A 25,503-nucleotide genomic window follows, 5' to 3' on the forward strand; every position below is an offset into this window, starting at 1 on the left:
TAGCCGAAACGCAGATATCGTATATTCTCTAATGAGACCTAGGCCACATCGGAGAGTGACGTGGCCGTCGAGGAGGAATACATGCGTTTCCGCAAGATCGCGAGCCTCGCCTCTGGTGCGCTCGCCGCCGCGGCGCTGAGTGTGCCGATGCTCAGCGCGCCCGCGCACGCCGCCACCAACGTGACCCTTCCGGTCACGTCCAATTGCACCTACAACACCTACTCGCTGCCGTGGAACGACGACATCGCCGTGACCATCGACGGCACCTCGGTGACTGCCGTCATCGACACGCCCTTCAACCTGGGCGCGGCGAGCATCTATCTCAGTGCCTTCGGCGGCACGCTTGCGCTTCGTATCGACGACCAGCTGGTCAAGGTCTCTGCCAAGTCCACGTTCAGCCGCATCCCGGCCAACCAGGACTTCGTGGCCCCGACCCTGACCGGCACCCTGGCCTACGCGCCGAGCGCCAATCCGACGGTCCAGGTCCAGTCACTGAGCGCTGACATGACCGTCGACGTCAACACCAGTGGCACGAACTGGATCTCGGCCTCGGCCTCCGCGGTCTGCACGGGCTCGGGCATCACGCCGGAGCCGGTCGCCGTCTACGCCTCGTGCACCTACGGCACCTTCCCGTCGACCCCGTGGAACAGCATCGTCGACTTCACCGTCAACGGCACCGCCGTGTCGGCGTCGATCCGCTCCAAGGTCGCGCTCGGCTTCTCGTCGATCACGCTCCAGGAGATGGGCGCCGTGATCCAGGCGAACGTCGACGGCCAGTCGGTGACTCTGCACGGCAAGGAGTCGACCGGCCCGAGCGGCGTACCGGGCAACACCTTCCTCAAGGCTCCGGTCCTGACCGGCACCCTGCCGACCGCCTCCACCGCGACCACGCACGACATCTATGTCGAGAAGTTCGCGATGGACCTGACGCTGTTCAACATGTCGGCCGAGGCTCCGTGCGCCGGTTCCGGCATCGCCGCCACCACCACCAGCACGCTGACGGCCACCACCTCGGCCCCGCGTACGGTGAAGCTCGCCGTGGTGGTGGCTCCGGCCGCTGCCGGCAAGGTCGAGTTCTACGACGGTGCCACCAAGGTCGGCGAGAAGAACATCAGCGCTACCGGCTCCAGCGCCGGCAAGGGCACCCTCGACCTGACCGACGCTGCGGCGGGCTCCCGCTCGTACACGGCGAAGTTCATCCCGAACGTCCCGCGCTCCTTCAACGGCTCGGTCTCGGACGCTCAGGCGCTCGAGGTCGCGGCTCTGGCCACCACGACGACCGGCACCGCCACCTCGCCCGCCCCGGGTGCGGTCAGCTTCACCGCCACCGTCACCCCGGCCGAGGCCGCCGGCACGGTCGAGTTCTACGACGGCGCCACCAAGGTCGCCGAGGGCACCGTCGCCTCCGGTGCGGTGTCCGCGTCGGCCCCGCTCGTCGCCGCTGGGGCGCACAGCTTCGTGGCGAAGTTCGTCCCGGCCGACGCCACGGTCTACGCCCCGTCGGAGTCCGCGGCTGCCGCTGTCACGGTCGAGGCGATCGCCTCGACGACGGCTCTGACCGCCACCAGCCCGGCCCCGGGCAAGGTCACCCTGGCTGCCTCGGTCACCCCGACCGACGCTGCGGGCACCGTCGCGTTCTTCGAGGGCACGACGCAGGTCGGCCAGGCGAGTGTCGCTGACGGGAAGGCCTCGGTCGCGCTGACCGGCGTCGCTGCCGGTGCGCACTCGTACACCGCGACGTTCACGTCCACCAGTGGCGCGTACGCCGTCTCCACCTCGGCCGCTGCTGCGGTGACCGTGGCCAAGATCCCGGTGGTGGTGCTCCCGAAGGCCACCGCGTCGGCGGTCAAGGTCGCGTACAACAAGAAGAAGCGGACCGCGACGATCACGGTCACCGTCAAGGCCGGCGCCACCGCCGCGACCGGCGCGGTAAAGGTCTCGGTCAAGGTCGGCAAGAAGCAGGTCATCACCAAGACCGTCACCCTCAAGGGCGGCACGGCGACGATCAAGCTGACCAAGAAGAACCTCAAGAAGAAGGGCAAGTACTCCGTCTCCTCGGTGTACGCCGCCAACGGGTCCTTCAAGGGCAGTGCCGCCACCAAGACGTTCAACGTCAAGTGAGGCACGGTCGGCCCGCCCCTCGTGGCGGGCCGACCCCCACTGCTGCCACACGTGAACGCCCCGGAACCGATCGGTTCCGGGGCGTTCGTGGTGTGTGGGTGGTGCCTCAGAGCCCGTAGCGCCCCAGCACGTCGTGCCGGGCCGCGTAGCCCGGCGTCAGGAACCGCCTCATCATCCGGCCGGTGGTCAGCCAGGCGATCGCGTCGCCGTGCCGGGTGCTCGCCAGCATCCGCTCGACCAGCGTCGGTGCGACGTCCTCGGGGTGGTCGGAGAGGATGTTGAGGATCCGGCGCTGGCGGGAGACCTGCTCGGGCGCGAGGGCGGCCTCGCGCTGCCAGCCGTCGGTGATCAGGATTCCCGGACGCACCTGGCCGACGCGAACCCCGGTCCCGGCGAGCTCCTTGACCAGTGCTGCGGTGAACATGTCGAGGCCGCGCTTGGTGGCACCGTAGACCCCCATGTTGGGCCGGATCCGGCCGTCCGAGCCGCCGCCGAGGACGTTGAAGATCTGGCCGCCGCCCTGCGTCAGCATCCCGCGGGCGGCGGCCTGGGAGCCGAAGATGGTGCCGAGCATGTTGGTCGACACCATCGCGCGTACGTCGTCGGCCGCGGTCCCCACGATCGGCGCTGTGGTGTGCGCGACGCCGGCGTTGTTGATCCAGAGGTCGACCCGGCCGAGGGCGCCGACGGCGTACTCCCAGAGACCGACGCAGGCCTGGTCGTCGATGACATCCAGGGCGTGGCCGAGCACCTGGCCGGAGCCGGGCTCGCCGCCCAGGGTGGCGATCGCGGCCTCGACCGCGGTGGTGCTGCGACCGGTGATGACGACGCTGTGACCACGGCGGCGGAACTCGCGGGCCAGCGCGTGGCCGACCCCCTTGGTGCTGCCGGTGATGACGACGTTCTTCGTGTGCTGGGTGGGATCTGTCATGGGCTACTCCTGGGTCGACGCGGGGTCGACGATGACGACGACCTTCCCGCGGTTGCGTCCTGACATCAGGTGGGCGAAGGCCTCGCCCGCCTGTCCGAGTCCGAGATACCGGTCTTCGGGGGCGCGGATCGTGCCCGCGGCGAGCAGTGCGCCGACGACCTCGACGTGCTCGGCGGCCAGATCGGCGTGGTCGTAGACGACCATCCCGTACGCCGCTGCGTGGGCCGCCATCAACGCACCGGCACGCAGCCGGGTCGGAGCGGCGCCGTTCGACTGGTCGATCAGGCCGATCAGCGAGACCCGGGCACCGACGGCCAGCTGCTCGACGACCCCGTCGAGGGTCTCCTGGTCGCCCATGTGCAGGTAGCCGTGGATCCGGTCGGGGCAGGCCGCGCGCAGCTCCTCGATCCAGCCGGGCCGCCCGCGCACCACGGCGGCGTCGTAGCCGAGCTCGTCGACGGCGAGCGCCGCCTTGGCGGGGGAGCCGACGATCGCGACGGGGCGGGCGCCGGCCCGGCGGGCGAGCTGGCCGGCCAGGGCGCCGACGCCGCCGGTGGCCGAGGAGACCACCACCGTCTCACCTTCCGCCGGGCGGAGGTGGCGCGCGAGAGCGGCGTACGCCGTCAGGCCGGGCATCCCGAGGACGCCGAGCGCCGCCGAGGCGGGTACGCCGTCGGGGACCGTGATCGCCGTGGCCTGGTCGGCGTCGACGACGGCCTCGGCGCGCCAGCCGGTCTCGGCCAGCACTCGGGTGCCGACGGCCACGCCCGACGTGGTCTCGGTGACGGTGCCGATCCCGCGTCCGGCCATCACCTGGCCCGGGCCGAGCGGCGCATCGTCGAGGTGGCCGGTGCCGAGCAGGGAGCGCAGGTAGGGGTCCAGGGAGAGCGTCTCGACCTGGATCCGGACCTGGCCGGGGCCGAGGGGGGACCGCGGCTCGGAGGCGACCGTGAAGTCGCTGGCGCGGGGGAGACCCTCGGGTAGCGCGGCTACCTCGACGGTCTGGATCAGCGGGTCATCCATCATGACGATATAATATATTAATGGCCTCACGTCTCTACGGACCGCTGATCTCCACCGACGACCCGCAGGCCCACCGCGACCATCTCGCGGCCGCCTTCGGCCTGGCCGCGTCGGCCCCGACCCGGCTCGACGACGCGACGACCGCGGCGCTCTTCGGCAGGGCCGCCGGGGCGTGGACCGAGATCGAGGCGCTGCCCACGCCGGGCGTCCAGGCCGGCGTCGTGCTGGTCCGCTTCGCCGCCCCCGGGGAGCCACTGCGCGGCGAGGCGACCCGGCTCCACCTCGACGCCTTCCGGGTGATCGACTTCTACGCCCCCGACTTCGATGCCGCGCTCGCCCACATGGGCCGGGTCGGGTACCCGATGGCGAGCTCGACGGCTGCCTACGAGGTCGCCGAGGGTGCGTTCCGCGAGGCCCACCACGCCGGGGCGGACCACGTCATGACCGCCCTGCTCAGCGGGCCGCGGGAGTTCTTCGCCGAGTTCGCCGAGGTGCAGGACCGGACCGTCTCGGAGCCGCTGAGCATCTCCCTGCCACTCACCGACGCGGCAGCGACCACGGCGTTCTATGCCGATGTCTTCGGCTGGGGCGTGGTGTACGAGTGCGACTTCGACGACACCTCGTTCTCCCGGCTGATCGGCATTGAGGAGCGACTGCGGGTGCGCGCTCGCGCCTTCGGCCCGAGCCGGGAGCAGACCTACGTCAACCTGGTCGACTACGGCCTGCCCGCCGGGACCGGCGGCTCGCTGGCCGGTCGCAGTGTGGCTCCGGCCCGCGGGGTGCTGGGCCTGGTGATCGTGACCGACGAGCTGGACGACGTACGCGCCCGGGCGGGGCGCTCCGGCGAGGTCGTCGAGGTCGACCTGGCGCCGTTCGGGCGGTGTCGCGCGGTGGCCCTGACCTCGCCGATCGGGGCGCCGCACCTGGTGGTCGAGTGCCGGTGACGGCGTACGGCGTCGACGGGCTCCTCCGGGCGAGGTGACCGCCGGCCCTGCCCTGACCGGCCCCGCCCCGACACACCACAGCCCGGCCCCTGACGGGACCGGGCTGACGCGGTGGTGGAACCGATCAGAGGGGACGCTTCAGGTACTGCCCGCCCGGAGCGGCATCGGTGACGACGCCGTCGGTCAGGATCTGCGTCCCACGCAGGAAGGTGTCGGTAACCTTGGCGCTCAGGGTCGCACCCTCGAATGGGGTGTACTCCTGGCTGGACTCGGAGTCGGCGGCGTGCACGGTCCAGGTGTGGTCGACGTCCACCAGGGCGAGGTCGGCGTCCAGGCCGACCTTGATCGCGCCCTTGCGCCCGCCCAGGCCGTAGCGCGTGGCGGTGTTGGTCGCGCACAGCTCCGCGATCCGGCCGAAGGAGAGCCCGCGCTTGGTGCCCTCGGAGACCATCCCGGCGAGCAGGTACTCAGCGCCGCCGAAGCCCGACTTGGCCAGGAAGACGTCGTCGGCCGGGTCGCCGAACTTCAGCTCCTCCTTGCAGCAGGCGTGGTCGGAGACGACCCAGTCGATGGTGCCGTCGAGCACGTAGTCCCACAGCGCCTCGACGTCCTCGCGCGGGCGCAGCGGCGGGTTCACCTTGCCGCCGACGCCGTGCGCGGTGTCGCAGTCGGCCAGCAGGTGACCGACGGTGACCTCGCGGCGGAAGTCGATGTGCGGGAACGCCGCGGCCATCGTCAGCGCCGCCTCGACGGCCTTGCGCGAGGTCAGGTGGAGCAGGTTGATCGTGGGCAGCTGGGTCTCGTGGGCCAGGTAGGACGCGATCGTGACGGCCAGGCCCTCCGAGTGCGGCGGGCGGGAGGCGGAGTACGCCGGCAGGCCGCTCAGCGAGCCCTCCTCCTCGACGATCTTGGTGTACGCCGCCATGATCTCGGCCGTCTCGCAGTGCAGGGACAGCGAGATCTGGTCGGCGATCTCGGGGTGGGCCTCGCGGGCGCGCTGGATGCCCCGCATCACGAACTCGAAGTGTGCGTAGTCGTAGCGCTCGCCCTCGGGGGTCATCAGGAACGACGACTGGTCGGTGCTGCGTCCGTGCAGGCCGTGGCTGCCGTAGAACATGAAGACCTTGAACGAGGTGACGCCGTGCTCGGAGACCAGCGCCGGGATCTCCTCGATGTGCTCCTTGCTCATCGGGGCCAGGTGGTAGGCGTAGTCGACCAGGGCGTTGCCGTGGGTCTGGGCGAGCACCTCGGGGAAGAAGTCGGCGTACGCGCCGCCCTTGTTCAGGTAATACTGCCCGGTCCGCATGTACGACAGCGAGGTGGTCACGCCCCCCTGGGCGCACGCCCGCGACTCGCTGGCCACGTCGGTCGGCAGCGGGTTGTAGATCCCCCAGTGCTGGTGGCCGTCGACCACGCCGGGGAACGCCGTACGACCACGGCCGTCGACGACGGTGGCGGCCAGCGCGGGGTCGAGCCCGGCCTCGATCCGGGTGAACCGGCCGTCCGTGATCCCCAGGTCGACGGCCTGGGGCTCGGCCTGGCCGGGCAGGACCGCCAGGACGTTGGTGATGATCAGGTCGAGCTCGCTCACAGGGACTCCTCGTGGTCGGTGGTGTCGGTGGTGGGGATGAAGGTGGCAAGGGGGGCGAGGGCGGCGCTCAGGTCGTCGACCTCGGGGAGGCGGAGGATCTCGGCGCTGACCGCGGCGGCGGTGGCGGGCGCGAGCCGCCCGGCGACGTTGTCGGCGAACTTCCGGCCGAGCTCGGCGGCCGACAGTGGCCGGGCGGGCCCACCACGGTTGGTCAGCACCTCCTCGACCAGCTCACGGCCGTCCGTCGTCCGTAGCCGTACGACGGCCGGGAACTGGAACGGGTAGATCGCGTCGCACCGCTCGTCGGCGACCACGGTGACCTTGGCCATCAGGTCGCGCCGGAGCGGATCGGTGGCGAGCGCATCGGTGTAGTCGTCCAGCCCGGTCGCCAGGCCACCGCCGCCGATCAGTCCGGCGGCGAAGGCGTACGGCCCGGAGAACTGCGCCTGGTAGCCGGTCGCCGGGGTGCGCTTGACCTCCAGCGGCTCGCCGATGGTGCGCACCGTGGACCCGGCCACGCCGACCACCACCTCGGCCACGTCGGCCGGGGTGATCCCGGCCGCGGCGAAGGCACGGCCGGCGTCGACGGTGGTGTGGGTGAAGTGGTTGGCCGGGTAGGGCTTGAAGAAGATCCCCGGCACCGACCACTCGGTGCCCAGGCCCGACGTGATCGCCTCGGGGAAGAACTGCCCGTGCAGCCACGCCTGGAAGAAGCCGAAGCGTCCCTCCAGCACCGTCGGCGGACCGGTGAAGCCACGCCTGACCAGCAGCGCGGCGTTGATCCCGGCCTCGGCCGCGACACCGCAGTGCAGCCGTTTCACGGTGCCGCCGGTGCGGTTGGCCTCGATCACGCCCGAGGCCATCGAGGCGGTCAGGCCGAGGACGTCGGCGATGCCGGTCTCGTCAAGGCCGTAGGCGATCGCGGCGGCGACCGCCGACCCCATCGCCCCGGTGATCGAGGTTGCGTGCTGGCCGTGCTCGAAGAAGACCGAGTTGCCCAAGGTGGCGTCGTAGCCGGCCATCCCGAGCCGGACCGCCACCTCGAGTCCGGCCGCGATCGCGCGGGTGGTGATTTCGCCCGAGGCGCCGGCGTGCTCGGCGGCGGCCAGGGCCGCCGGGACGACGCTCGCGCTCGGGTGCAGCACCGACGGCAGGTGGGTGTCGTCGTAGTCCAGCGAGTGCGCCAGCACCCCGTTGGCGAAGGCCGCCTGCCCGGCGTTGACCCGCTGCTCCAGGCCGACGATCGTGGCCTGCGGGTGGCCGCCCTGGTCGAGCACGTGCCCGATCGCTGCGGCCGACGTCGGCAGCCGGTGCGCAGCCACGCAGAGCCCGAGGATGTCGAGCGTGCGCTGGCCCACCGACGCCGCCACCTCCTGCGGTACGCCGTGCACGGCGACGTGCCGGGCGAAGGCGGCGAGCTGCTGGGCCAGGGTCGGGCCACCGCCGGGCTCGCCGGTCGGGTTGCCGGCCGGCTGGGCATCGGCGGCGGGGGTGTAGCTGCTGAGGTCGGAGGTCATGCGCCGACCACCGCCAGCGGCCGCACCGGTGAGCCGGTCGCGCCGTAGAACTTCAGCGGGCTCAGCACGAAGAGGAACTCGTGCTTCCGGGCAGCGGCGACGGCCTCGAGGTCCATCGCCTCGATGATGTAGATCCCGCGCTCGACCAGCAGCACCCGGTGGGCAGGCAGCAGACCGTGGCCGGCGCCGGGGGCGAGCTGCTCGAAGGCGATGGTGTCCGCGCCCAGGGCGTGCACGCCGAGGTCGGCCAGAAAGGTGGCGCCGGCGGCGGAGACCCCGGGGACGCCGGTGGACAGGCCGCGGTAGGCGTCACCGTCGCCGGAGTCGAAGTGCTGGCCCCAGCCCGAGCGGATGATCACCACGTCGCCCGTGCCGATCCCATTGCCCTGCGCGGCCAGCGTCGCCTCCAGGTCGGCGACGGTGATCTCCTGGCCCGGCTCCAGACGCCCGACGCCGAGCGTGGTCGGGACGTCGAGGAGGTGGCCGCGCCGAACCATCGGCGCGATGGTGTGGGCACCGTGCTCGACGAACTTGCCGCCCACCTGTGCGGCCTCGGCGTCCGTGCCGCCGTACAGCCTGCCGTCCTGGGAGACGTGGGCGAGGGCGTCGACGTGGGTGCCGACGTGGGTGCCCATCGAGATCATGTCGTTGGCGGCCGAGCCGCCGTCGGAGCGGACCATGTCGCCGTGGCGGCGCGGCATCGCGTGCCAGTACGCCGGGTGGTTGGGCGACTGCGGCATCCCGACGGTGAGGGTGCGGCCGAGGTCGAAGATCTCCAGGCCCGCCGCGGCGGCGGAGAGGAGCTGGGCGGTGGTGGGGTCGATGCTGGTCACGAGGTCCTCGGGTCGGTTCGGGCGGGTCAGGCGATGATCTGGCGGTCGCGCAGGTCGGCGATGCGGTCCTCGGGCAGGCCGAGGCCGGCGAGGATCTCGTCGGTGTCGGCGCCGTGGCGGCGTCCGGTGAACCGGATCGAGCCGGGCGTGCCCGACATCCGCCAGAGCACGTTGTGCTGGAGCAGGTCGCCGAAGTCCTCGTCCTCGACCTCGGTCAGCATCTCGGTGGCGCGGATGTGCGGGTCGGCGACGATGTCGCGGGCCGAGTAGATCGGCGCGATCGCGGCACCGGCCTCGGTGAAGGCGGTGACCACGGCGTCGAGGGTGCGGGCACCGATCCAGGAGCCGACCATCTCGTCGAGCTCCTCGGTGTGCTCGGCGCGGGTGTTGCCCGCAGCGAACCAAGGCTCCTCGATCACCTCGGGGTGGCCGACCAGGACCATCACCCGCTCGGCGATCGCCTGCGCCGAGGTCGAGATCGCGACCCAGTGGTCGTCGGAGGTCCGGTAGGTGTTGCGCGGCGCGTTGTTGGTGGAGCGGTTGCCGTGCCGCATCCCGACCTCGCCGGTCTGGGCGAAGACGGTCGGGCCGGGACCGACGGCGGTCATGATCGGGGAGAGCAGGTCGAGGTCGATCACCTGTCCGGCGCCGTCCCCGGAGCGCTCGCGGGCCAGCAGCGCCATCGAGATCGCGCTGGAGGCGGCGATCCCGGCGATCGAGTCGGCCAGGCCGAAGGCGGGCAGGGTGGGCGGGCCGTCGGGCTGGCCGGTGAGGTGGGCGAAGCCGCTCATCGACTCGGCCAGGGTGCCGAACCCGGCGCGGGCGGCGTACGGGCCGCTCTGACCGAAGCCGGTGACCCGGACCAGGATCAGGCCGGGGTTGAGGGCGTGCAGCCGTTCGGGGCTCAGCCCCCACTTCTCGAAGGTGCCGGGACGGAAGTTCTCCACGATCACGTCGGCGGTCCGGGCGAGGGCGAGGAAGAGCTCGGCACCCTCGGGGGCCGAGAGGCTCAGCGCCAGGGTCTGCTTGTTGCGGGCGACCTCCTTCCACCAGATCGGGGTGCCGTCGACCGAGGGACCGTGGCCGCGCATCCCGTCGGGCTTGGTCGGGTGCTCGATCTTGATCACCTCGGCGCCGAAGTCCCCGAGGATCTGGCAGGCCAGCGGGCCGGCGAGGATCGTCGAGGCATCGATGACACGGATGCCGGTGAGAGGGCCGTCACTCATGGGTTGATCATATATCATCTATTGTCATGCGTGAGGCTGAGTTCACCGTCGATGTCGTCGTGGTCGGAGCCGGTGCTGCCGGCCTGGCCTGTGCCCTCCAGGCCGCCCGCGGTGGCGCCCGGGTGCTGGTGGTGGAGAAGGACCGTCGCCTCGGCGGCACCCTGCACCTGTCCGGCGGGCACCTGGCCGCTGCCGGCCCGCGCCGCCAGCGGGCCGCCGGGATCGAGGACTCCGTCGAGGCGCACCGCGCTGACATCGACCGGATCAGCCACGGCACCGCCCGGACCGACCTGCGCGACCTGGTCACCGCCCATGCCGCCGAGACGATCGACTGGCTCGACGAGCGTGGCTTCGCGTTCGCTCCCGAGACGCCGCGGATCGTCTACGGGCACGAGCCGTACGGGACCGCCCGGACGTACTACGGCGTGGACGAGGGGATGTCGATCCTGAGCGTGCTGGAGGCCGAGGTGGCCGCGTGCCAGGCCGAGGGTGACCTGGAGATCTGGCTGGACTCGCCGGTGACCGAGCTGATCGAGCTGATCGAGGGGGAGCCGGGTGCGGATGCGGGCGCCGGTGCGGGCGTTGGGGTGTCCGGGGTGCGGGTGCTCCGCTCGGGCCGGGAGGTCGCCGTCAGCGCCGGGTCCGTGGTGATCGCCACCGGCGGCTATGCCGGGGATGCGGAGCTGTTCGAGGAGCTGGAGGGCGCTCCGCTGGTCTCTGCCGGAGCCCGTACGTCGACCGGCGACGGCCTCCACCTCGGGCTGTCGGTCGGTGCGCGACTCCAGGGCGCCGGCACCTACCTGCCCACCTTCGGCGGCCTGCCCGACCCGACCAGCCCGGGCCGGGCGAACTGGAACGACCGGCAACGCCTCACCGCCGAGCGGCCCCCGGCCGAGATCTACGTCGATGCCGCCGGGCAGCGCTGGGTCGCCGAGGACGAGGAGTCGATCGACGAGAAGGAGCGGGCCCTGATCGGGGTGTCCGCCCAGACCTTCTGGACGATCTTCGACGATGCCGCCCTGGAGTTGGCCTCGGGCGGCACCCGCCAGATCGTGGTGGGGGCCGAGCCCGACGACGTACGGCGGATGTGCAACACCCGTCCGGGGGTGCATGCGGCTGACTCCCTGGAGGAGCTGGCGTCGGCCGCCGGGATCGACGTGGCGGGTCTCGCCGCGACGGTCGAGCGCTACAACGGGTACGTCGACGCCGGCGCGGACCCGGAGTTCGGGCGCACCCACCTGCCGTCGCGGATCGAGCACGGACCGTTCTACGCGATCCGCAACCACGCGATCACGCTGGTGACCTTCCAGGGGCTCGACATCGACGCCGGCTGCGCTGTCGTTGCCGAATCGGGGGAGACGATCCCCGGCCTCTTCGCCGTCGGCGAGGTGATCGGCGCCGGGGCGACCTGCGGCAACAGCTTCTGCTCCGGGATGATGCTCACCCCGGCCCTCACCCTGGGACGCCTCCTCGGCACCCACCTAGCCGAATTCCGGGTTCACCACCGCTGAGATCCAGGTTCGCCACGCGCGAGTTCCGGGTTCGCCACGCGCGAGTTCCGGGTTCGCCACGCGCGAGTTCCGGGTTCGCCACGGCCGAGTTCCGGGTTCGCCACACCGCCGGCCGCCGTGCCCCGATAACGAGTGGAGCACGGTGCCCGCGACTCCCTAGGGTGGATCGGTGCAACGCCCCTGGCTGCCGCTGGCAGCGGTCCTCACCACGCTCGTCTTCTGGGCCTCGGCCTTCGTCGCGATCCGCCACCTCGCCGACGACTTCCACCCCGGCGCCCTGGCTCTGGGCCGGATGCTCGTCGGCTCGCTCTGCCTCGGCGCCCTCGTGCTGGTCTCTCGTGCCCGCGGCCGTGCCCGACTGGTCGCACCCGCCCCCGGCCAGTGGCTGCGCATCGTCGTGATCGGCCTGCTCTGGTACGCCGTCTACATGGTCGCTCTGAACACCGGCGAGCGGCATATCGATGCCGGTACGGCGGCCCTGGTGCTGCAGCTCTCTCCGGTCGTGATCGCGGTGCTGGCCGCGATCTTCCTCGGCGAACGGTTCACCCGCTGGGTCGGCCTCGGACTCGTGCTGGCGTTCGCGGGCGTCGTCGTGATCGCGTTCTCCTCCGGTGGCGGGGGAGAGGGCTCGGTGGTCGGGGTCGCGTTGTGTCTGATCTCGGTGGCGGCGTACTCGATCTCGTTGGTCGTGCAGAAGCCGCTGGCCGGTCGGATCCCCGCGATCCAGCTGACCTGGCTAGCGTGCTCGATCGGTGCGGTCGCGACCCTGCCGTGGGTCGGCCAGCTGGTCACGGACCTGCGCGCGGCGCCGACGTCGTCGATCCTGTGGCTGGTCTTCCTCGGCGTGTTCCCGACGGCGGTCGCGTTCACCACCTACGGCTACGCCCTCGGCCACCTCTCAGCCTCACAGCTGGGTATCTCGACCTACCTGGTGCCGGTCATCTCGATCGCCCTGGCCGCGGTGTTCCTGGGCGAGACGCCGGCACTGCTGGCGTACGTCGGTGGGGTGATCGCCCTGGTCGGCGTCGGTGTCGCGCGGCACCGTCCGGCACCTCGCTGACACGTTCGGAGAACGACGAAGCCCCGAGCCAGGCGGCTCGGGGCTTCGTGACGTGGTGAACCCGGATCTCGACGGTGGTGAACCCGGATCTCGACGGTGGTGAACCCGGAAGTCGGCCGTGGTGAACCCGGAAGTCGGCTACTGCTTGCCCTGGTTCGCGACCGCGGCGGCAGCAGCGGCAGCGGCCTCCGGGTCGAGGTACTCGCCACCGGCGACGAGCGGCGTGAAGCTCTCGTCGAGGCGGTAGACCAGGGGCTGAGCGGTCGGGATGTTGAGCGCCGCGATGTCGGCGTCGGAGATCCCGTCGAGGTGCTTGACCAGGGCGCGCAGGCTGTTGCCGTGAGCGGTGACCAGGACGGTCTTGCCGGCCTGCAGGTCGGGCGCGATCTGCTCGTCGAAGTACGGCACGATCCGGGCGACGACGTCCTTGAGGCACTCGGTGGCGGGCACGTCGATGTCGGCGTAGCGCACGTCGTGGGCCTGGGAGAACTCCGAGTCGGCGTCCAGCGGCGGCGGCGGGACGTCGTAGGAGCGGCGCCAGAGGTTGAACTGCTCCTCGCCGAACTTCTGCAGCGTCTCGGACTTGTTCTTGCCCTGGAGTGCACCGTAGTGGCGCTCGTTGAGCCGCCAGTCGCGCTTGACCGGGATCCAGTGACGGTCGGCGGTGTCGAGGGCGATCGCGGCGGTGTTGATCGCCCGACGCAGCAGCGACGTGTGCACGATGTCGGGCAGGATGCCGCGGTCGGCGAGCAGCTGCCCACCGTTGGTGGCCTCGGCGCGGCCCTTGTCGGTCAGGTTGACGTCGACCCAGCCGGTGGAGAGGTTGAGCGCGTTCCACTCGCTCTCGCCGTGGCGGAGCAGGATCAGGGTGTACGTCATGGAGCTCAGTGGTCGCTCTCGGACAGCGCCGGGATCGACGGGTAGGTGCACGCGTACGCACCGGCGTCGGCCTCGGAGCTGAGCGCGGCGCTGGTGGACTCCGAGGCGCTCGCGGAGGCGTCGGCCGACGCGGTGGCGTCAGCGGAGGCAGTGGCGTCGGCGGAGGCAGTGGCGTCGGCGGAGGCCGAGGCCTTGCCCTTGGTGACCGACGGGGCGACCGACGGGTCGGCGTACTCGTGGCACTGGGTGACGACGACGGCGCCGACCTTGATCCGGGTGCCGTCGTTGAAGGAGACCGTCACGGGAACGATCTGGCCGGCCTTGAAGTCGCCGGTCACGGCGACGCCGCCCTCGGTGTAGAGGTTGGCGATGCCGTTGGGCTTGAGCTCGACCGGAGCGAACTTCTCCGCCGTGACGCCCTCGAGGCCGTCGAACTCGACGGTCTTCGAGGTCGGGTCGGTGGTGATCGTGGCGACGAAGGTGCCGGTGCCGTCGCTCGGCGCGATGATCCGCGCGGCGAGGACGTGGATCGGGCCCTCGATGTAGTAACCGCCGTTGGCAATCACGTTGGGGCGGTCCGTCGCGTAGTCGAAACCACTGAGGCTGCACGCGCTGAGAGCCGGAACGGCAACAGCGGCAGCGGCGACGGCGAGAGCGAGCTTGCGGCGAACGTTCATCACGGCCGACATGCTAGCGGTGTCCATAGGAATCTACGCACCCAGTCCACTCTGTTGGGCCACAACGGCGATCGCGGTGCCGATGATTCCGAGGTACACGATGCTCCCCAGGAGCACCGTCGTGGCGCCTGTACGACGTGCCAGCCACAGTGGCAGGTAGCGCCAATGATCAGCGTCGTCGGCGACCAGGCCCCACAGTGCGGTGAAGACGTGGACGCCGATCCCGAGCAGCGCCGAGAGCGCCGTCAGGGTGAGGGAGGGGGCCTCGCCGGTGGCTTGGCCGCCCCAGCCGCCGTACGACAGGAAGGCCGGATAGAGGCCGAACGAGATCGCCCACGGGACCCAGCTGAGCGGACCCATCCGGACCAGGCCGTTGCGCAGGTTGCCGAGCACCCCGACCAGGATCGAGACGCCGAAGCAGGCTCCGGCCATCAGGCCGTTGCTGACGGCCAGCGGGATCAGCAGCAGCACCGCGCAGCTGATCGCGAAGGAGAGCGTCGAGCGGTCCAGGCCGTCGACGATCGGCTTGATCCGCTGGTGGCGCTGGTCGGCGGCCGCGTCGACCAGGTCGTTCTGCCAGCCCAGGATGAGCTGCCCGACCAGGACCGTCGCGGCGACGAGCGCCACCTCGCGCCCGGGCCTGCCCGAGAGGGCCGCAGCCAGAGTCAGCGCCAGGGTGATGAAGAAGGCCTGGCGCGGATGAGCAGCGCGGATCAGGAGCGCGGCGGTGGTCGCGTTGATCCGCCTCAGGGCGGTCTGGGGAAAGGTCGCGGAGGCCATGATGAAGGCCTTTCCACCACAGGTCGCCCTCATCTGTCAACCCCTGGGTTGAGGGGCATATGGCCTCTGACCTGCAAAAACGCCGGAATCGACCCTGAGAATTCGTGGTAGACTGGCGGCCTTAGGAAGGGGTTCTACGACTTATGACTTTCACTGTCGGCGAGACCGTTGTCTATCCAAATCATGGTGCCGCGATCATCGAGGACATCGAGATGCGCACCATCAAGGGAGAGGAGCGGCAGTACCTCGTCCTGAGGATTATCGCTCAGCAGGACCTGGTCGTGAGGGTGCCGGCCGGCAACCTCGACCTGGTCGGCGTCCGGGATGTTGTTGACCGTGACGGCTTGGACCGTGTGTTCGAGATCCTGCGTGCCGCGCACGTCGAGGAGCCGACCAACTGGTCGCGCCGTTACAAGGCCAACCTGGAGAAGCTGCACTCCGGTGATGTGAACAAGGTGGCCGAGGTCGTCCGTGACCTCTGGCGCCGCGAGCGTGACCGCGGGCTCTCCGCGGGTGAGAAGCGGATGCTGGCCAAGGCGCGCCAGATCCTCGTGTCGGAGCTCGCCCTGTGCGAGAAGACCAACGAGGACAAGGCCGAGGCCATGCTCGATGAGGTTCTCGCGTCCTGAACGTGGGCACCATCGACATTCTCAGCATTGAGCCGACCCTCGGTTTCGTCGTCGAGACGGACCGGGGGTCGCTCCCATTTGGCCTCATCCACGGGGAGTCCCTGGTCGCCTGTGCGGCCTGGGCGCTCGGCGACGCCGGCGTCACCCTGGTCGACTTCGACACCCCGTGGCCGGCGCTGACGGTCTCGGGGGAGCGGGTCGCGATCCACGACGTGCTCTGCCCGATGACGCCGGCCTCCTTCATCGCCGAGGCGATCGTGCGCTCGGAGGAGACCGACGCGGTCGTCGTGGGTGTGCGCCCCGTCACCGACACGGTCAAGGAGCTGGCCGCCGGTGCGATCGGAGGGACCGTCGACCGTGACGGTCTCTGGCAGGTGGCCAGTCCGCTGGTGCTGCCCGCCGAGGCGGTCGCGGCATTGGGCGAGGGCCCCGGCACCACCGACTTCGCTGCCGTGGTGGGGCTCCTGGCCGAGCGTGGCTTCACCATCGAGACCCTGGAGGCACCGGCCGAGGCACGTCGGGTCGCCACTGCCGACGAGGTCCGCCTGCTGGAGGCCCAGACCGCCCAGGCTGCCCAGGGCCGCTCCGGCCTCTGAGGCCGGCGCGGAAGGCAGTGCTCAGAGCAGGGCTGCCACGGTCGTCACGTCCTCGGGGAACGTCACCTTGAGGTTCAGCGGCGAGCTCGGCACCGCCGCGATCGTGATCTCCCCGGCATGGGCCAGCGTCGCTGCCGTGTCGGTGCCCTCGAACCCCTCCGCAGCCGCCGCCGCGTAGGCCGCCAGCAGCGGCCCGGCACGGAAGGCCTGCGGCGTCTGTACGCCGACCAGGCCGGTGTGCGGGCGCAGCGTGCCGCGTTCGATCAGCCCGGTCACGGGCACTGCCGGGATCGCGCCGCCGACCTCGCCCGCGACGGCGATGGTGAGGTCGAACAGCTCCGGGGAAGCCAGCGGGCGGGCGCCGTCATGGATCGCGACCACGTCGATCTCGCCGGACTCGATCTCGGCACGGAGCACCTGCAGGGCCTGCCACTCCGACCCGTGCCGGGTCGCGCCACCGACGACCAGGCGGACCTCGCCGTCCCCGAGCTCGGCGCGGATCGCCTCGGCCACCGCCTCGGCCTCGCCGTCGCGGTGGACGACCACGATCCGGCGTACGTCACGGGTGCGCATCGCGGCCCGCAGCGACATCCCGAGCACCGTCGTGTCACCGAGCGGGAGGAGGACCTTGTTGACCGCTGCACCGACCCGGGAGCCCGAGCCGGCGGCGAGGACGACGACCGCGGCAGACATGGCCCCGACCCTAGAACCTCGGCGGCGTGGCACCCCATCCGGGCCGCGGCAGCGACGTCTCCGGGCAACGTTTTCCTGGCTGTAACAAGGCGTTACAGGCCCCGAACACGCGCTCCCTAGGTTCGTGTCACCTACACAGGAGGCAGCGATGGGGCTACCGCTCGGGAGGACCCTCGGGGCGACGACACGAGGGGGTCAGGTGGCATGAGTCCGCGCGCCCTCACCCGTACCGAGGAATGGCAGCCGGTCTGCAAGGTGGCCGACCTGGAGGTCGAACGCGGCGCGACAGCGCTCGTCCACGGCCAGGCGATCGCGCTGTTCCGGCTCTGTCTGGACGGCGAGGACCACGTCTTCGCCCTGGGCAACCACGATCCGTTCGCCAAGGCGTCGGGGATCGCGAAGGGGATCGTCGGCCTGCGCGGCGAGATCCCGTTCGTCGCCTCACCGGCGCACCGGCACGCCTTCGACCTGCGCACCGGGGTCTGCCTGGAGGACGCGCACTTCTCGGTGCCGGCCTACGGCGTCAGGCTCGAGGAGGGCACCGTCTTCGTGGGTCCGCGGGTCGCCTGACCTGCCCCGTCCGGGGGGCTCAGGCGGGCACGATCAGGGCCGTCGCCAGCGCGGCGACCCCCTCGCCGCGACCGGTCAGGCCCAGGCCGTCGGTGGTGGTCGCACTCACCGTGACGCTCGCGCCGACGGCGGCCGACAGCGCTGCCTCGGCCTCGGCCCGGCGCGGGCCGAGCTTCGGGCGGTTGCCGATCACCTGGACCGCGACGTTGCCGATCTCGAACCCGGCGGCCCGCACCCGCGCGGCGGTCTCGGCGAGCAGGGTGGCACCGGCAGCGCCGGCCCACTGCGGCTCGGCGGTGCCGAAGTTCGACCCCAGATCGCCCAGGCCCGCGGCCGAGAGCAGGGCGTCGCAGCAGGCGTGCGCGGCGACGTCAGCGTCGGAGTGACCCTCCAGGCCGACCTCGGAGTCGGGCCAGGCCAGCCCGGCCAGGTGGAGCGGGACCCCGGGGACGAGGCGGTGGACGTCGGTGCCGAGGCCGATACGGGGGATCACCTCCCCATCCTCCCATCGGGCGAGCACAATCAAGGGGTGGACCGACGAGTGCAGCGCCATCGCTGGCTGCGGGCCGGGGCCGGAGCGCTCACCGCGCTGCTCGGCCTGGCCCTCGCGCAGGTCGTCTCGCGGCTGATCAGCACCAAGGACTCACCCGTCGAGGCGGTCGGCACCTTCATCATCCGGCACGCCCCCGGCCCGCTGGCCGAACGCGCCATCCGGGCCGTCGGGCACGCCGACAAGCCGCTCCTGGTCACCGGCGTGGTGGTCGTCGTCACGGTCGTGATCGCTGCCCTGGCGACGTTGCGCACCCTGGTCTGGGCGATGACCGCGATGGTGGTGCTCGCTGCGGTAGGCCTGGCTGCGATCGCCGTCCAGCCGGGTCCGCTCGGCGCCCGACCGCTCTCACTCGCCGTCGGCCTGGTGGTCTGGCTCGTCGTGCTCCCGCACCTGATCGTGCTGCTGCCCGACCCCGACGACCCGCCGGCACCCGACGGCCAGGTGCGCTGGGACGCGAGCTCGCGACGCTCCTTCCTGGTCCGTGGCGGGCTCGGCGTCGGCGTCACGGTGGTCGCCGCCGTCGCCAGCCGGTACGTCGGCCAGGGACGGCGCCGGGTCGAGCAGGCCCGTGCCGCGCTCCGCCTGCCCGGCGTCACCCAGCCCGTCGTCCCTGCCGGGGTGGAGCAGCACGTCGCCGGACAGCCGCCGTGGCTGACCCCGGCCGGCGACTTCTACCGGATCGACACCGCCCTGCTGCCGCCGAGCCTCGACCCGTCGGGCTGGCGGCTGCGGATCCACGGGATGGTCGAGCGCGAGATCGAGCTGACCTTCGACGACCTGCTCGCCCGCACCCTGACCGAGGACTGGATGACGCTGTGCTGCGTCTCCAACGACGTCGGCGGCGGCCTGATCGGCAACGCCTGGTGGAGCGGGGTGCGGATCGCCCCGCTGCTGGCCGAGGCCGGGGTGAAGGCCGGTGCCGACGGGGTCCTGCAGACCAGCAGCGACGGCTGGACCTGCCTCACCCCGGTGGAGGCCCTGACCGACGAGCGCAACGCGCTGCTGGCGGTGGCGATGAACGGCGAGCCGCTGCCGATCGAGCACGGCTTCCCGGTGCGGGTGATCGTGCCCGGGCTTTACGGCTACGTCAGTGGCACCAAGTGGGTGGTGGACCTCAAGGTCACCACCTTCGAGGCCGACCAGGGCTACTGGACGCCGTTGGGCTGGAGCGCACAGGGTCCGATCAAGATCGCCTCGCGCGTCGACGTACCGGCGCAGGGGGCGACGCTGCGGCCTGCGGCCGACGGCAGGTGCGTGCTGGCGGGGACGGCCTGGCATCAGCACACCGGGATCTCCGCGGTCCAGGTCAGCGTCGACGGCGGCGCCTGGACGGCCGCTACCCTCGCCGCCGACCCGACCATCGACTCCTGGGTGCAGTGGCGCTACGCGGCCCGTCTCGCCGCAGGGTCGCACCAGGTCCGGGTGCGGGCCGTCGGCGCCGACGGGGAGGTCCAGACCGGGGTGGTCGCGGCCCCCGCACCCGACGGCGCCAGCGGATGGCACACGGTGAGCTTCGAGGTGTCCGGCTGATCGGTGGCCGATCCGGCCAGGAAAGGGCGGAACCGGCCCGGCTTCCCTAGACTTGCCGGGTGACACTCAGGCTGCACGACACCCAGACCGGCGAGGTCCGTGACTTCGTCCCCCTCGTCGACGGCACTGTCTCGCTGTACGTCTGTGGTCTCACCGTCCAGTCCGAGCCGCACGTCGGCCACGTGCGCAGCGGCGTCAACTTCGACGTGCTGCAGCGCTGGCTGCGCTGGAGCGGCTACCAGGTCACGTTCATCCGCAACGTCACCGACATCGACGACAAGATCCTGACGAAGTCGGCCGACCAGGGGCGAGCGTGGTTCAACCTCGCCTACGACATGCACCGCGAGCTCACCCGTGCCTACGCCAGCCTCAACGTCGCCCCGCCGACGTACGAGCCGCTCGCGACCGGCCACATCCCCGAGATGGTCACCCTGATTGAGACGCTGATCGAGCGGGGCCACGCCTACCCGGCGGCCGACGGCTCTGGCGACGTCTACTTCGACGTGCGCTCCTGGGCGCAGTACGGCGAGCTCACCCACCAGTCGATCAACGACATGGTCGACGCCGGTGACGCCGACCCCCGCGGCAAGCGGGACCCGCGCGACTTCGCGCTGTGGAAGGGCCGCAAGGCCACCGAGCCGGCGACCGCGTCGTGGCCGAGCCCGTGGGGCCCCGGTCGCCCCGGCTGGCACATCGAGTGCTCGGCGATGGCCGGCAAGTACCTCGGCGAGGCCTTCGACATCCACGGCGGCGGCCTCGACCTGCGCTTCCCGCACCACGAGAACGAGCTGGCCCAGTCCCGGGCCGCCGGGCACGCCTTCGCGAGCTTCTGGATGCACAACGCCTGGATCACCACGGCGGGGGAGAAGATGAGCAAGTCGCTCGGCAACTCCCTGACCATCCCGTCGGTGCTGGAGCGCTACCGCGGCATCGAGCTGCGGTTCTACCTGGTCGCCGCGCACTACCGCTCCCACGTCGAGTTCTCCTTCGAGTCCCTCGACGAGGCCGCCGCCGGCTTCCGCCGGATCGAGGGCTTCCTCGACCGCGCGTTCGCCGAGCTCGGCCCCGAGGACGCGGGCCTGGGCGCCGCCCTGCCCGACGCGTTCGTCACGGCGATGGACGACGACCTGGGGACGCCGGCCGCGGTCGCCGTCCTCTACGACACCGTGCGCGAGGGCAACAAGGCCCTGGCCGACGGTGACACCACAGGCCTGGAGGCCGCCGCCAGCTCAGTGCTGCTGATGCTGGACGTGCTCGGCCTCAACCCGGCGGACGACGCCTGGGGGACCACGGGGCCCGACGAGGAGAGCGCCAAGCTCACCGACGCCGTCGACGCCCTCGTGCAGGCGCTGCTCGCGCAGCGCGCCGCCGCCCGCGAGACCAAGGACTGGGCCGCGGCCGACGCGGTCCGGGACCAGCTCAAGGCGGCCGGCATCGAGATCACAGACACACCTAACGGACCCAAGTGGGGGCTGGCGTAATGGCAGGCAATTCTTCGCGTCGCGGCGCGATCCAGAAGTCGTCGAAGAAGGGCGCGACCGTCGGTTCCGGCGGCGTCCGTCGACGCGGGCTCGAGGCCAAGGGCCCGACCCCCAAGGCGAAGGACCGGCCGTACCACAAGGCCTACAAGGACGCGGCTGCCGCCGAGGCCGCCGGTCGTCGCACCCAGCGCAAGCGCTCCACCTCCGACGCCGAGTGGATCATCGGCCGCAACCCGGTCGTCGAGGCCCTGCGCGAGGGCGTCCCGGCCAACGCGCTCTACGTCGCCGAGGGTGCCGAGCGTGACGGGCGTCTGCGTGAGGCCTTCCAGCTCGCCTCCGAGCTCGGCATCGCCCTGCTCGAGGTGACCAAGACCGAGCTCGACCGGCTCACCGGCTTCAACGGCCACCAGGGTTTGGCGGCCCGGATCCCGGCGTACGAGTATGCCCACGCCGACGACCTGCTCGACACCGCCGCCGACCGTGGCGAGACGCCGCTGATCGTCGCGATCGACCACGTCACCGACCCGCGCAACCTCGGTGCGATCATCCGCTCCGCGGCCGCCTTCGGTGCCCACGGCGTCGTCGTCCCCGACCGCCGCGCGGCCGGGATGACGGCCGCGGCCTGGAAGACCGCCGCCGGTGCCGCCGCGCGGATGCAGGTCGCCCAGACGGTCAACATGACCCGCCAGCTCAAGGCCTACCAGGACGCGGGCTGCCAGGTGATCGGCCTGGACATGGACGGCGACTTCGAACTGCCCGAGATCGGCGAGTACGCCACCGACCCGCTCGTGATCGTGGTCGGCGCCGAGGGCAGTGGGATCGGTCGCCTGGTGCGCGAGACCTGCGACCAGATCGTCTCCATCCCGATGGTCAACGCAGTCGAGTCGCTGAACGCGTCCGTCGCCGCCTCCGTGGTGCTCTACGCGGTCTCCAACGCGCGTCGCTGACCGGTTCACCATGACGTCGTTGCCGACGTGGAGGAAGCCCAGCCGAGCCGTGGTCGGTCGGGTGACGGCGTACGTCGTCATCTGGCTGCTGCTGGCTGTGCTGGCCTTCTTCGTGGTGCTCTCACACACCTCCCGGAGGGCGACGTTCCTCTCCCACGAGGCCGTCATCGAGCCATCGCTGTCGCTGCGCCACCCCGGCCAGGTGACGGTCCACACCGGACCGGTGCTGCCCGATGTGCGGATCCCGGCCGGGGCCCCGGTCGCGGTCGAGGTGACGCTGGGCAAGACCACCACGGCCAGCATGGAGGAGCTCGTCGACCGGTACGCCTACCTGGCGTCCTCGGCCGACGGCGAGCGCGCCAAGCTGGCCTCGGTGCTGCGCTCGATGATGATCGACGCCGGGCTGCGTGCGGCCGTGCTCGGGGCGCTGCCGATGCTGGTCTGGGGCCTGATCGGGGCACGCCGCCGACGGGAGCTGATCGCCCACCTGCCGAGCCGTCGCGGGATCGCCGTGGTCGGCCTGGCCGGGTGCCTCGCTGTCGCCGCCTGGCAGCCGTGGGTCGACGCCTCGGAGACCGAGGAGACCAGCTGGATTCCGCTGCCCGAGTACCTCAACAACGAGGTCAGCGTCCCGTCCGAGTTGGCCAAGGTCTCCATCTCGGGTGACGTCTCGGGCACCGAGGCCAAGCGTCTGATCGAGTCGATGATCTCCTCGTACTCGCGCAGCCGGACGTTCTACGACACGGCCGCCACCACTGCGGCCGGCCTCAGCCTGCACCAGCCCGCCGAGGACGACACCGTGGTGCTGGTCGTCACCGACCGGCACGACAACATCGGGATGGACGCCGTGGCCCGCGCGGTCGGTGACGCCGGGGGTGCCACCGCCGTCTACGACCTCGGCGACGACACCTCCACCGGCTCGGAGTGGGAGGCGTTCTCCCTTGACTCGGTCTCCTCGGCCTTCGGTGACCTGCACCGCTGGGCGGTCGCGGGCAACCACGACCAGGGCTCCTTCGTCGCCAGGACGATGGCCAAGCACGGCTGGAAGGTGCTCGACGGCCAGGTCGTCGACGGCCCTGGCGGCTCCACCCTGCTCGGCGAGAGCGACCCGCGCTCCTCGGGCCTGGGTGACTGGAAGGACCAGAAGGGGCGCACCATCGCCGAGGTCGGCACCCAGCTCGCCGACACCGCGTGTGCCGCCAACGATGACGGCCAGCGGGTCTCGACGCTGCTGGTGCACGACGCCAACACCGGCACGGAGGCCCTCGAACGCGGCTGCGTCGACCTGGTCCTGGCCGGTCACGTCCACCTCTTCGTCGGCCCCGACCCCGTCACCGGCACCAACGGCCGGACCGGATGGTCCTTCACCACCGGTACGACGGGCGGTGCGGCCTATGCGTTCGCGCTCGGCTCCAAGCCGCGGCGAGAGGCCGGCATGTCCCTGGTGACGTACCACGGTGGCAAGCCGATCGGGGTGCAGGCGGTGCGGCTGGCCTCGAACGGGGCGTTCACCGTCGACCCGTGGAAGCCGTTGAACGCCGCCAACTGAGGCGTTCCCCAGCAGTCAACGCTGGGGTGAGACGTCGGTGATGGTCAGTCGCGGGCCGGTGGCGTCGGTGCTGAACAGCTCGATGCCGTCGAGCGGCGTGGGGGTCGGCGCCTGGGCGGTGCGGCTCGCGGTGATCATCAGGGTCTCCTCGGGGTGCTCGCGCAGGAACGCGATCGCGTCCGTGTCGACGTACGCCCACCGCAGGCTGCCCTCACGGAGCGCGACGTGCTCGTGGCGCAGGCGGGCCAGGGTCGCGTAGACCTCCATCGTGGCGGTGTCCCAGCGTTCGGGGTGGCTCCACGGCATGGTGCGGCGGCCGTCCTCGCCGTTGACCCCCTCGAGGCCGATCTCGTCACCGGCGAAGACCAGCGGGACGCCGGGCAGGGTGAAGAGCAGGCCCGCCGCGACGCGGTGCACGGCCGGGTCGCGGACCAGGCTGCGGATCCGGGCCGAGTCGTGTGAGCTCAGGATCGACCACGACTGCAGGCTGGCGCGCCAGCCGTAGCGCGCCCGCCAGTGCTGCAGCTCGGCGACGAGGTGGCGACCGTCGCGACGGGGTACGGCGACCGGGCGGCCGAACGGGAGGGCGTCGGTCTCCTCGGCGCGCAGCCAGGACCAGACCGGCCAGGAGAAGCCGGAGTAGTTCATCGTGCCGTGCCAGCCGTCGCCGTCGATGTCGCCCGAGGCGTCGTGGTTGTGCTCGCCGATCAGCCAGCCGTTCGGGTTCAGGTCGGTGATGGTGTGGCGGATGGTGCGGGCGACGTCGTGGTTGACGTCGATCGCCCCGAGGCGACCGCTCATGTTGGCGACGTCGATCCGCCAGCCGTCGAGGAAGTACGGCGCCTGCAGCCAGCGCCCGACGGTGGACTCCTCGCCATCGATCATGGCCGCACGCATCGCGGGGTTGGTGTGGTCGAGCTTGGGCAGCGTCGGGTAGCCCATCCAGGTCTCGTAGCGGGCCTCGTCGCCGGTGGCGTCGTTGGTGAAGTAGTACCAGTCGCGGGTCGGCGCCTCGGGAGTGGCGCGAGCCGAAGTGAACCACTCGTGGGTGTCGCCGGTGTGGTTCGCGGTCAGGTCGCCGATCAGGGTCATGCCCCGCTCGCCCAGCGCCTCGGCCAGACGCTGATAGGCGGCGTTGCCGCCCAGCAGCGGGTCGATCTCGTCGAAGGTGCTGGCGTTGTAGCGGTGGTTGGACTCCGCCGGGAAGACCGGGGTCGTGTAGAGGGTGGTGACGCCGAGCGCCTCGAGGTGGTCGAGATGCTCCACGATCCCGTCGAGGTCGCCGCCGTAGAAGCCCAGCCAGGTCCGGTCGTCGTCCCCGCGGTGGCTGGGCAGGTCGTCCCACTCCTGCGGCTTCGCCCACGCCGGGGTGGGGCGGTCGTCGGCCGCGGCCGAGCGGGCGAAGCGGTCGGGGAAGACCTGATAGACCACTGCGTCGCGGGTCCAGGCCGGGGCCGGGGCGTGGGTGGAGAGCCGGAAGTCGAAGGTGTCGGACGGGTCGATGGTGCTGACCCCGTCGGCGCTGAGCCAGCGCTGCGCGCCACCGTCCTCGGCCAGCAGCCAGCGGTAGTGCGTGATCGGGGAGTGGCACTCGACCTCGGCGGTCCACCAGACGCTCGAGTCGGCCTGGCCCTGCGGAGCCGAGCGGGTCGCCTCGCGGTAGATCGGCTCGGCGTCGTACGTCGTCCGGAGCCAGACCCGCGTCGCCGGATCGCTCGGATCGAGCCGGAGCCGGACCGTGACCGTCTCGCCCAGGCCGGGGGTCTGGGTGGAGCAGTAGAGCGGGGAGCCGTCGTGGTGCGGGTCGTGCAGCAGCTCGTGGGGGAGGCTCATGCACCTATTCAACCGGGGGTGTCTAGGAT

The 25,503-nt window shown here is 71.4% G+C and carries 23 protein-coding genes; 11 read left to right on the plus strand and 12 right to left on the minus strand.

Annotated elements, in window-relative coordinates:
• Window positions 1-81 precede the first annotated feature (81 nt).
• The gene (locus Q1V88_RS03855; protein ID WP_300678121.1) at window positions 82-2,121 is read left to right on the plus strand and encodes an Ig-like domain-containing protein; all 2,040 of its coding nucleotides are present in this window, start codon (window positions 82-84) and stop codon (window positions 2,119-2,121) included.
• A gap of 106 nt (window positions 2,122-2,227) precedes the next feature.
• Here the strand turns inward: Q1V88_RS03855 and Q1V88_RS03860 are convergent, their stop codons facing one another.
• On the minus strand, window positions 2,228-3,052 hold the full coding sequence (locus tag Q1V88_RS03860; RefSeq protein WP_300678123.1) for an SDR family oxidoreductase: 825 nt from the start codon (window positions 3,050-3,052) through the stop codon (window positions 2,228-2,230).
• A gap of 3 nt (window positions 3,053-3,055) precedes the next feature.
• Window positions 3,056-4,078: an NADP-dependent oxidoreductase gene (locus Q1V88_RS03865; RefSeq protein ID WP_300678126.1), complete on the minus strand. Its 1,023-nt coding sequence runs from the start codon at window positions 4,076-4,078 to the stop codon at window positions 3,056-3,058.
• Between the two features lie 17 nt (window positions 4,079-4,095).
• Here Q1V88_RS03865 and Q1V88_RS03870 point away from each other — a divergent pair, with 17 nt between their 5' ends.
• Window positions 4,096-5,019, plus strand: coding sequence for a hypothetical protein (locus tag Q1V88_RS03870; RefSeq protein WP_300678128.1), 924 nt, complete (start codon window positions 4,096-4,098; stop codon window positions 5,017-5,019).
• Window positions 5,020-5,143: 124 nt separating this feature from the next.
• On the opposite strand, the gene Q1V88_RS03875 is transcribed toward Q1V88_RS03870, so the two are convergent.
• From Q1V88_RS03875 to Q1V88_RS03890, 4 genes are read right to left on the minus strand one after another with little or no spacing between them, the layout of a single operon-like run.
• Window positions 5,144-6,610 carry a dihydroorotase family protein gene (locus Q1V88_RS03875; protein WP_300678130.1) on the minus strand — a complete coding sequence of 489 codons (1,467 nt, stop codon included), beginning with the start codon at window positions 6,608-6,610 and terminating at the stop codon, window positions 5,144-5,146.
• On the minus strand, window positions 6,607-8,127 hold the full coding sequence (locus Q1V88_RS03880; protein ID WP_300678133.1) for an MmgE/PrpD family protein: 1,521 nt from the start codon (window positions 8,125-8,127) through the stop codon (window positions 6,607-6,609). The genes Q1V88_RS03875 and Q1V88_RS03880 overlap by 4 nt, the downstream gene beginning before the upstream one ends.
• A complete protein-coding gene (locus Q1V88_RS03885) occupies window positions 8,124-8,960 on the minus strand; it encodes a cyclase family protein (protein ID WP_300678136.1) in 837 nt (278 codons plus the stop codon). Before Q1V88_RS03885 ends, Q1V88_RS03880 begins: the two co-directional genes overlap by 4 nt.
• Before the next feature lie 26 nt (window positions 8,961-8,986).
• On the minus strand, window positions 8,987-10,186 hold the full coding sequence (locus Q1V88_RS03890) for a CoA transferase (protein ID WP_300678139.1): 1,200 nt from the start codon (window positions 10,184-10,186) through the stop codon (window positions 8,987-8,989).
• 26 nt (window positions 10,187-10,212) lie between these two features.
• Between Q1V88_RS03890 and Q1V88_RS03895 the strand changes: the two genes are divergently transcribed.
• Both Q1V88_RS03895 and Q1V88_RS03900 read left to right on the plus strand, forming a co-directional pair.
• Entirely contained in the window at window positions 10,213-11,697 is a 1,485-nt protein-coding gene (locus Q1V88_RS03895; RefSeq protein ID WP_300678143.1) for an FAD-dependent oxidoreductase, read from the plus strand.
• A gap of 169 nt (window positions 11,698-11,866) precedes the next feature.
• Window positions 11,867-12,757, plus strand: coding sequence for a DMT family transporter (locus Q1V88_RS03900; protein ID WP_300678145.1), 891 nt, complete (start codon window positions 11,867-11,869; stop codon window positions 12,755-12,757).
• Between the two features lie 138 nt (window positions 12,758-12,895).
• On the opposite strand, the gene Q1V88_RS03905 is transcribed toward Q1V88_RS03900, so the two are convergent.
• The 3 genes from Q1V88_RS03905 to Q1V88_RS03915 are packed head-to-tail and all read right to left on the minus strand — an operon-like array spanning window position 12,896 to window position 15,093.
• Window positions 12,896-13,636, minus strand: coding sequence for a phosphoglyceromutase (locus tag Q1V88_RS03905; RefSeq protein WP_300678147.1), 741 nt, complete (start codon window positions 13,634-13,636; stop codon window positions 12,896-12,898).
• A gap of 5 nt (window positions 13,637-13,641) precedes the next feature.
• Entirely contained in the window at window positions 13,642-14,316 is a 675-nt protein-coding gene (locus tag Q1V88_RS03910; RefSeq protein WP_300678149.1) for a hypothetical protein, read from the minus strand.
• Window positions 14,317-14,346: 30 nt separating this feature from the next.
• Window positions 14,347-15,093, minus strand: coding sequence for a hypothetical protein (locus Q1V88_RS03915; protein WP_300678155.1), 747 nt, complete (start codon window positions 15,091-15,093; stop codon window positions 14,347-14,349).
• A gap of 143 nt (window positions 15,094-15,236) precedes the next feature.
• Between Q1V88_RS03915 and Q1V88_RS03920 the strand changes: the two genes are divergently transcribed.
• A complete protein-coding gene (locus Q1V88_RS03920; RefSeq protein ID WP_300678156.1) occupies window positions 15,237-15,722 on the plus strand; it encodes a CarD family transcriptional regulator in 486 nt (161 codons plus the stop codon).
• A 2-nt stretch (window positions 15,723-15,724) separates the two neighbouring features.
• A complete protein-coding gene (locus Q1V88_RS03925; RefSeq protein ID WP_300678158.1) occupies window positions 15,725-16,318 on the plus strand; it encodes a 2-C-methyl-D-erythritol 4-phosphate cytidylyltransferase in 594 nt (197 codons plus the stop codon).
• Window positions 16,319-16,339: 21 nt separating this feature from the next.
• Here the strand turns inward: Q1V88_RS03925 and Q1V88_RS03930 are convergent, their stop codons facing one another.
• Complete coding sequence (locus Q1V88_RS03930; RefSeq protein ID WP_300678161.1) at window positions 16,340-17,011, minus strand: 2-C-methyl-D-erythritol 4-phosphate cytidylyltransferase; 672 nt, start codon at window positions 17,009-17,011, stop codon at window positions 16,340-16,342.
• A 204-nt stretch (window positions 17,012-17,215) separates the two neighbouring features.
• On the opposite strand from Q1V88_RS03930, the gene nirD reads away from it, so the two are divergent.
• Window positions 17,216-17,581, plus strand: a complete 366-nt coding sequence (gene nirD, locus Q1V88_RS03935; RefSeq protein WP_300678163.1) for a nitrite reductase small subunit NirD — start codon at window positions 17,216-17,218, stop codon at window positions 17,579-17,581.
• A 19-nt stretch (window positions 17,582-17,600) separates the two neighbouring features.
• On the opposite strand, the gene ispF is transcribed toward nirD, so the two are convergent.
• On the minus strand, window positions 17,601-18,074 hold the full coding sequence (gene ispF, locus Q1V88_RS03940) for a 2-C-methyl-D-erythritol 2,4-cyclodiphosphate synthase (protein ID WP_300678165.1): 474 nt from the start codon (window positions 18,072-18,074) through the stop codon (window positions 17,601-17,603).
• Between the two features lie 36 nt (window positions 18,075-18,110).
• Here ispF and Q1V88_RS03945 point away from each other — a divergent pair, with 36 nt between their 5' ends.
• From Q1V88_RS03945 to Q1V88_RS03960, 4 genes are read left to right on the plus strand one after another with little or no spacing between them, the layout of a single operon-like run.
• Entirely contained in the window at window positions 18,111-19,664 is a 1,554-nt protein-coding gene (locus tag Q1V88_RS03945; RefSeq protein ID WP_300678168.1) for a molybdopterin-dependent oxidoreductase, read from the plus strand.
• 59 nt (window positions 19,665-19,723) lie between these two features.
• Window positions 19,724-21,145 (plus strand): cysteine--tRNA ligase, encoded by a 1,422-nt coding sequence (cysS, locus tag Q1V88_RS03950; protein WP_300678171.1) that lies wholly within the window; start codon window positions 19,724-19,726, stop codon window positions 21,143-21,145.
• The gene (gene rlmB / locus Q1V88_RS03955) at window positions 21,145-22,092 is read left to right on the plus strand and encodes a 23S rRNA (guanosine(2251)-2'-O)-methyltransferase RlmB (RefSeq protein WP_300678173.1); all 948 of its coding nucleotides are present in this window, start codon (window positions 21,145-21,147) and stop codon (window positions 22,090-22,092) included. Before cysS ends, rlmB begins: the two co-directional genes overlap by 1 nt.
• 19 nt (window positions 22,093-22,111) lie before the next feature.
• Window positions 22,112-23,641, plus strand: a complete 1,530-nt coding sequence (locus tag Q1V88_RS03960; protein ID WP_300678176.1) for a metallophosphoesterase — start codon at window positions 22,112-22,114, stop codon at window positions 23,639-23,641.
• Between the two features lie 15 nt (window positions 23,642-23,656).
• Here Q1V88_RS03960 and Q1V88_RS03965 read toward each other — a convergent pair whose 3' ends face one another.
• A complete protein-coding gene (locus Q1V88_RS03965; protein WP_300678179.1) occupies window positions 23,657-25,474 on the minus strand; it encodes a glycoside hydrolase family 13 protein in 1,818 nt (605 codons plus the stop codon).
• Window positions 25,475-25,503: the final 29 nt, after the last annotated feature.

It is taken from the genome of Nocardioides sp., from assembly GCF_030150155.1.
Taxonomy (GTDB): Bacteria; Actinomycetota; Actinomycetes; order Propionibacteriales; family Nocardioidaceae; genus Nocardioides.

Excerpts from the sequence above, each read along its gene's own strand:
- Q1V88_RS03870 (WP_300678128.1), top strand. The coding sequence starts at position 4,096 with ATGGCCTCACGTCTCTACGGACCGCTGATCTCCACCGACGACCCGCAG.
- Q1V88_RS03855 (WP_300678121.1), top strand. The coding sequence starts at position 82 with ATGCGTTTCCGCAAGATCGCGAGCCTCGCCTCTGGTGCGCTCGCCGCC.
- Q1V88_RS03965 (WP_300678179.1), bottom strand. The coding sequence starts at position 25,474 with ATGAGCCTCCCCCACGAGCTGCTGCACGACCCGCACCACGACGGCTCC.
- Q1V88_RS03915 (WP_300678155.1), bottom strand. The coding sequence starts at position 15,093 with ATGGCCTCCGCGACCTTTCCCCAGACCGCCCTGAGGCGGATCAACGCG.
- rlmB (WP_300678173.1), top strand. The coding sequence starts at position 21,145 with ATGGCAGGCAATTCTTCGCGTCGCGGCGCGATCCAGAAGTCGTCGAAG.
- Q1V88_RS03905 (WP_300678147.1), bottom strand. The coding sequence starts at position 13,636 with ATGACGTACACCCTGATCCTGCTCCGCCACGGCGAGAGCGAGTGGAAC.
- Q1V88_RS03880 (WP_300678133.1), bottom strand. The coding sequence starts at position 8,127 with ATGACCTCCGACCTCAGCAGCTACACCCCCGCCGCCGATGCCCAGCCG.
- Q1V88_RS03890 (WP_300678139.1), bottom strand. The coding sequence starts at position 10,186 with ATGAGTGACGGCCCTCTCACCGGCATCCGTGTCATCGATGCCTCGACG.
- Q1V88_RS03920 (WP_300678156.1), top strand. The coding sequence starts at position 15,237 with ATGACTTTCACTGTCGGCGAGACCGTTGTCTATCCAAATCATGGTGCC.
- nirD (WP_300678163.1), top strand. The coding sequence starts at position 17,216 with ATGAGTCCGCGCGCCCTCACCCGTACCGAGGAATGGCAGCCGGTCTGC.
- Q1V88_RS03865 (WP_300678126.1), bottom strand. The coding sequence starts at position 4,078 with ATGATGGATGACCCGCTGATCCAGACCGTCGAGGTAGCCGCGCTACCC.
- Q1V88_RS03930 (WP_300678161.1), bottom strand. The coding sequence starts at position 17,011 with ATGTCTGCCGCGGTCGTCGTCCTCGCCGCCGGCTCGGGCTCCCGGGTC.
- Q1V88_RS03860 (WP_300678123.1), bottom strand. The coding sequence starts at position 3,052 with ATGACAGATCCCACCCAGCACACGAAGAACGTCGTCATCACCGGCAGC.
- Q1V88_RS03895 (WP_300678143.1), top strand. The coding sequence starts at position 10,213 with ATGCGTGAGGCTGAGTTCACCGTCGATGTCGTCGTGGTCGGAGCCGGT.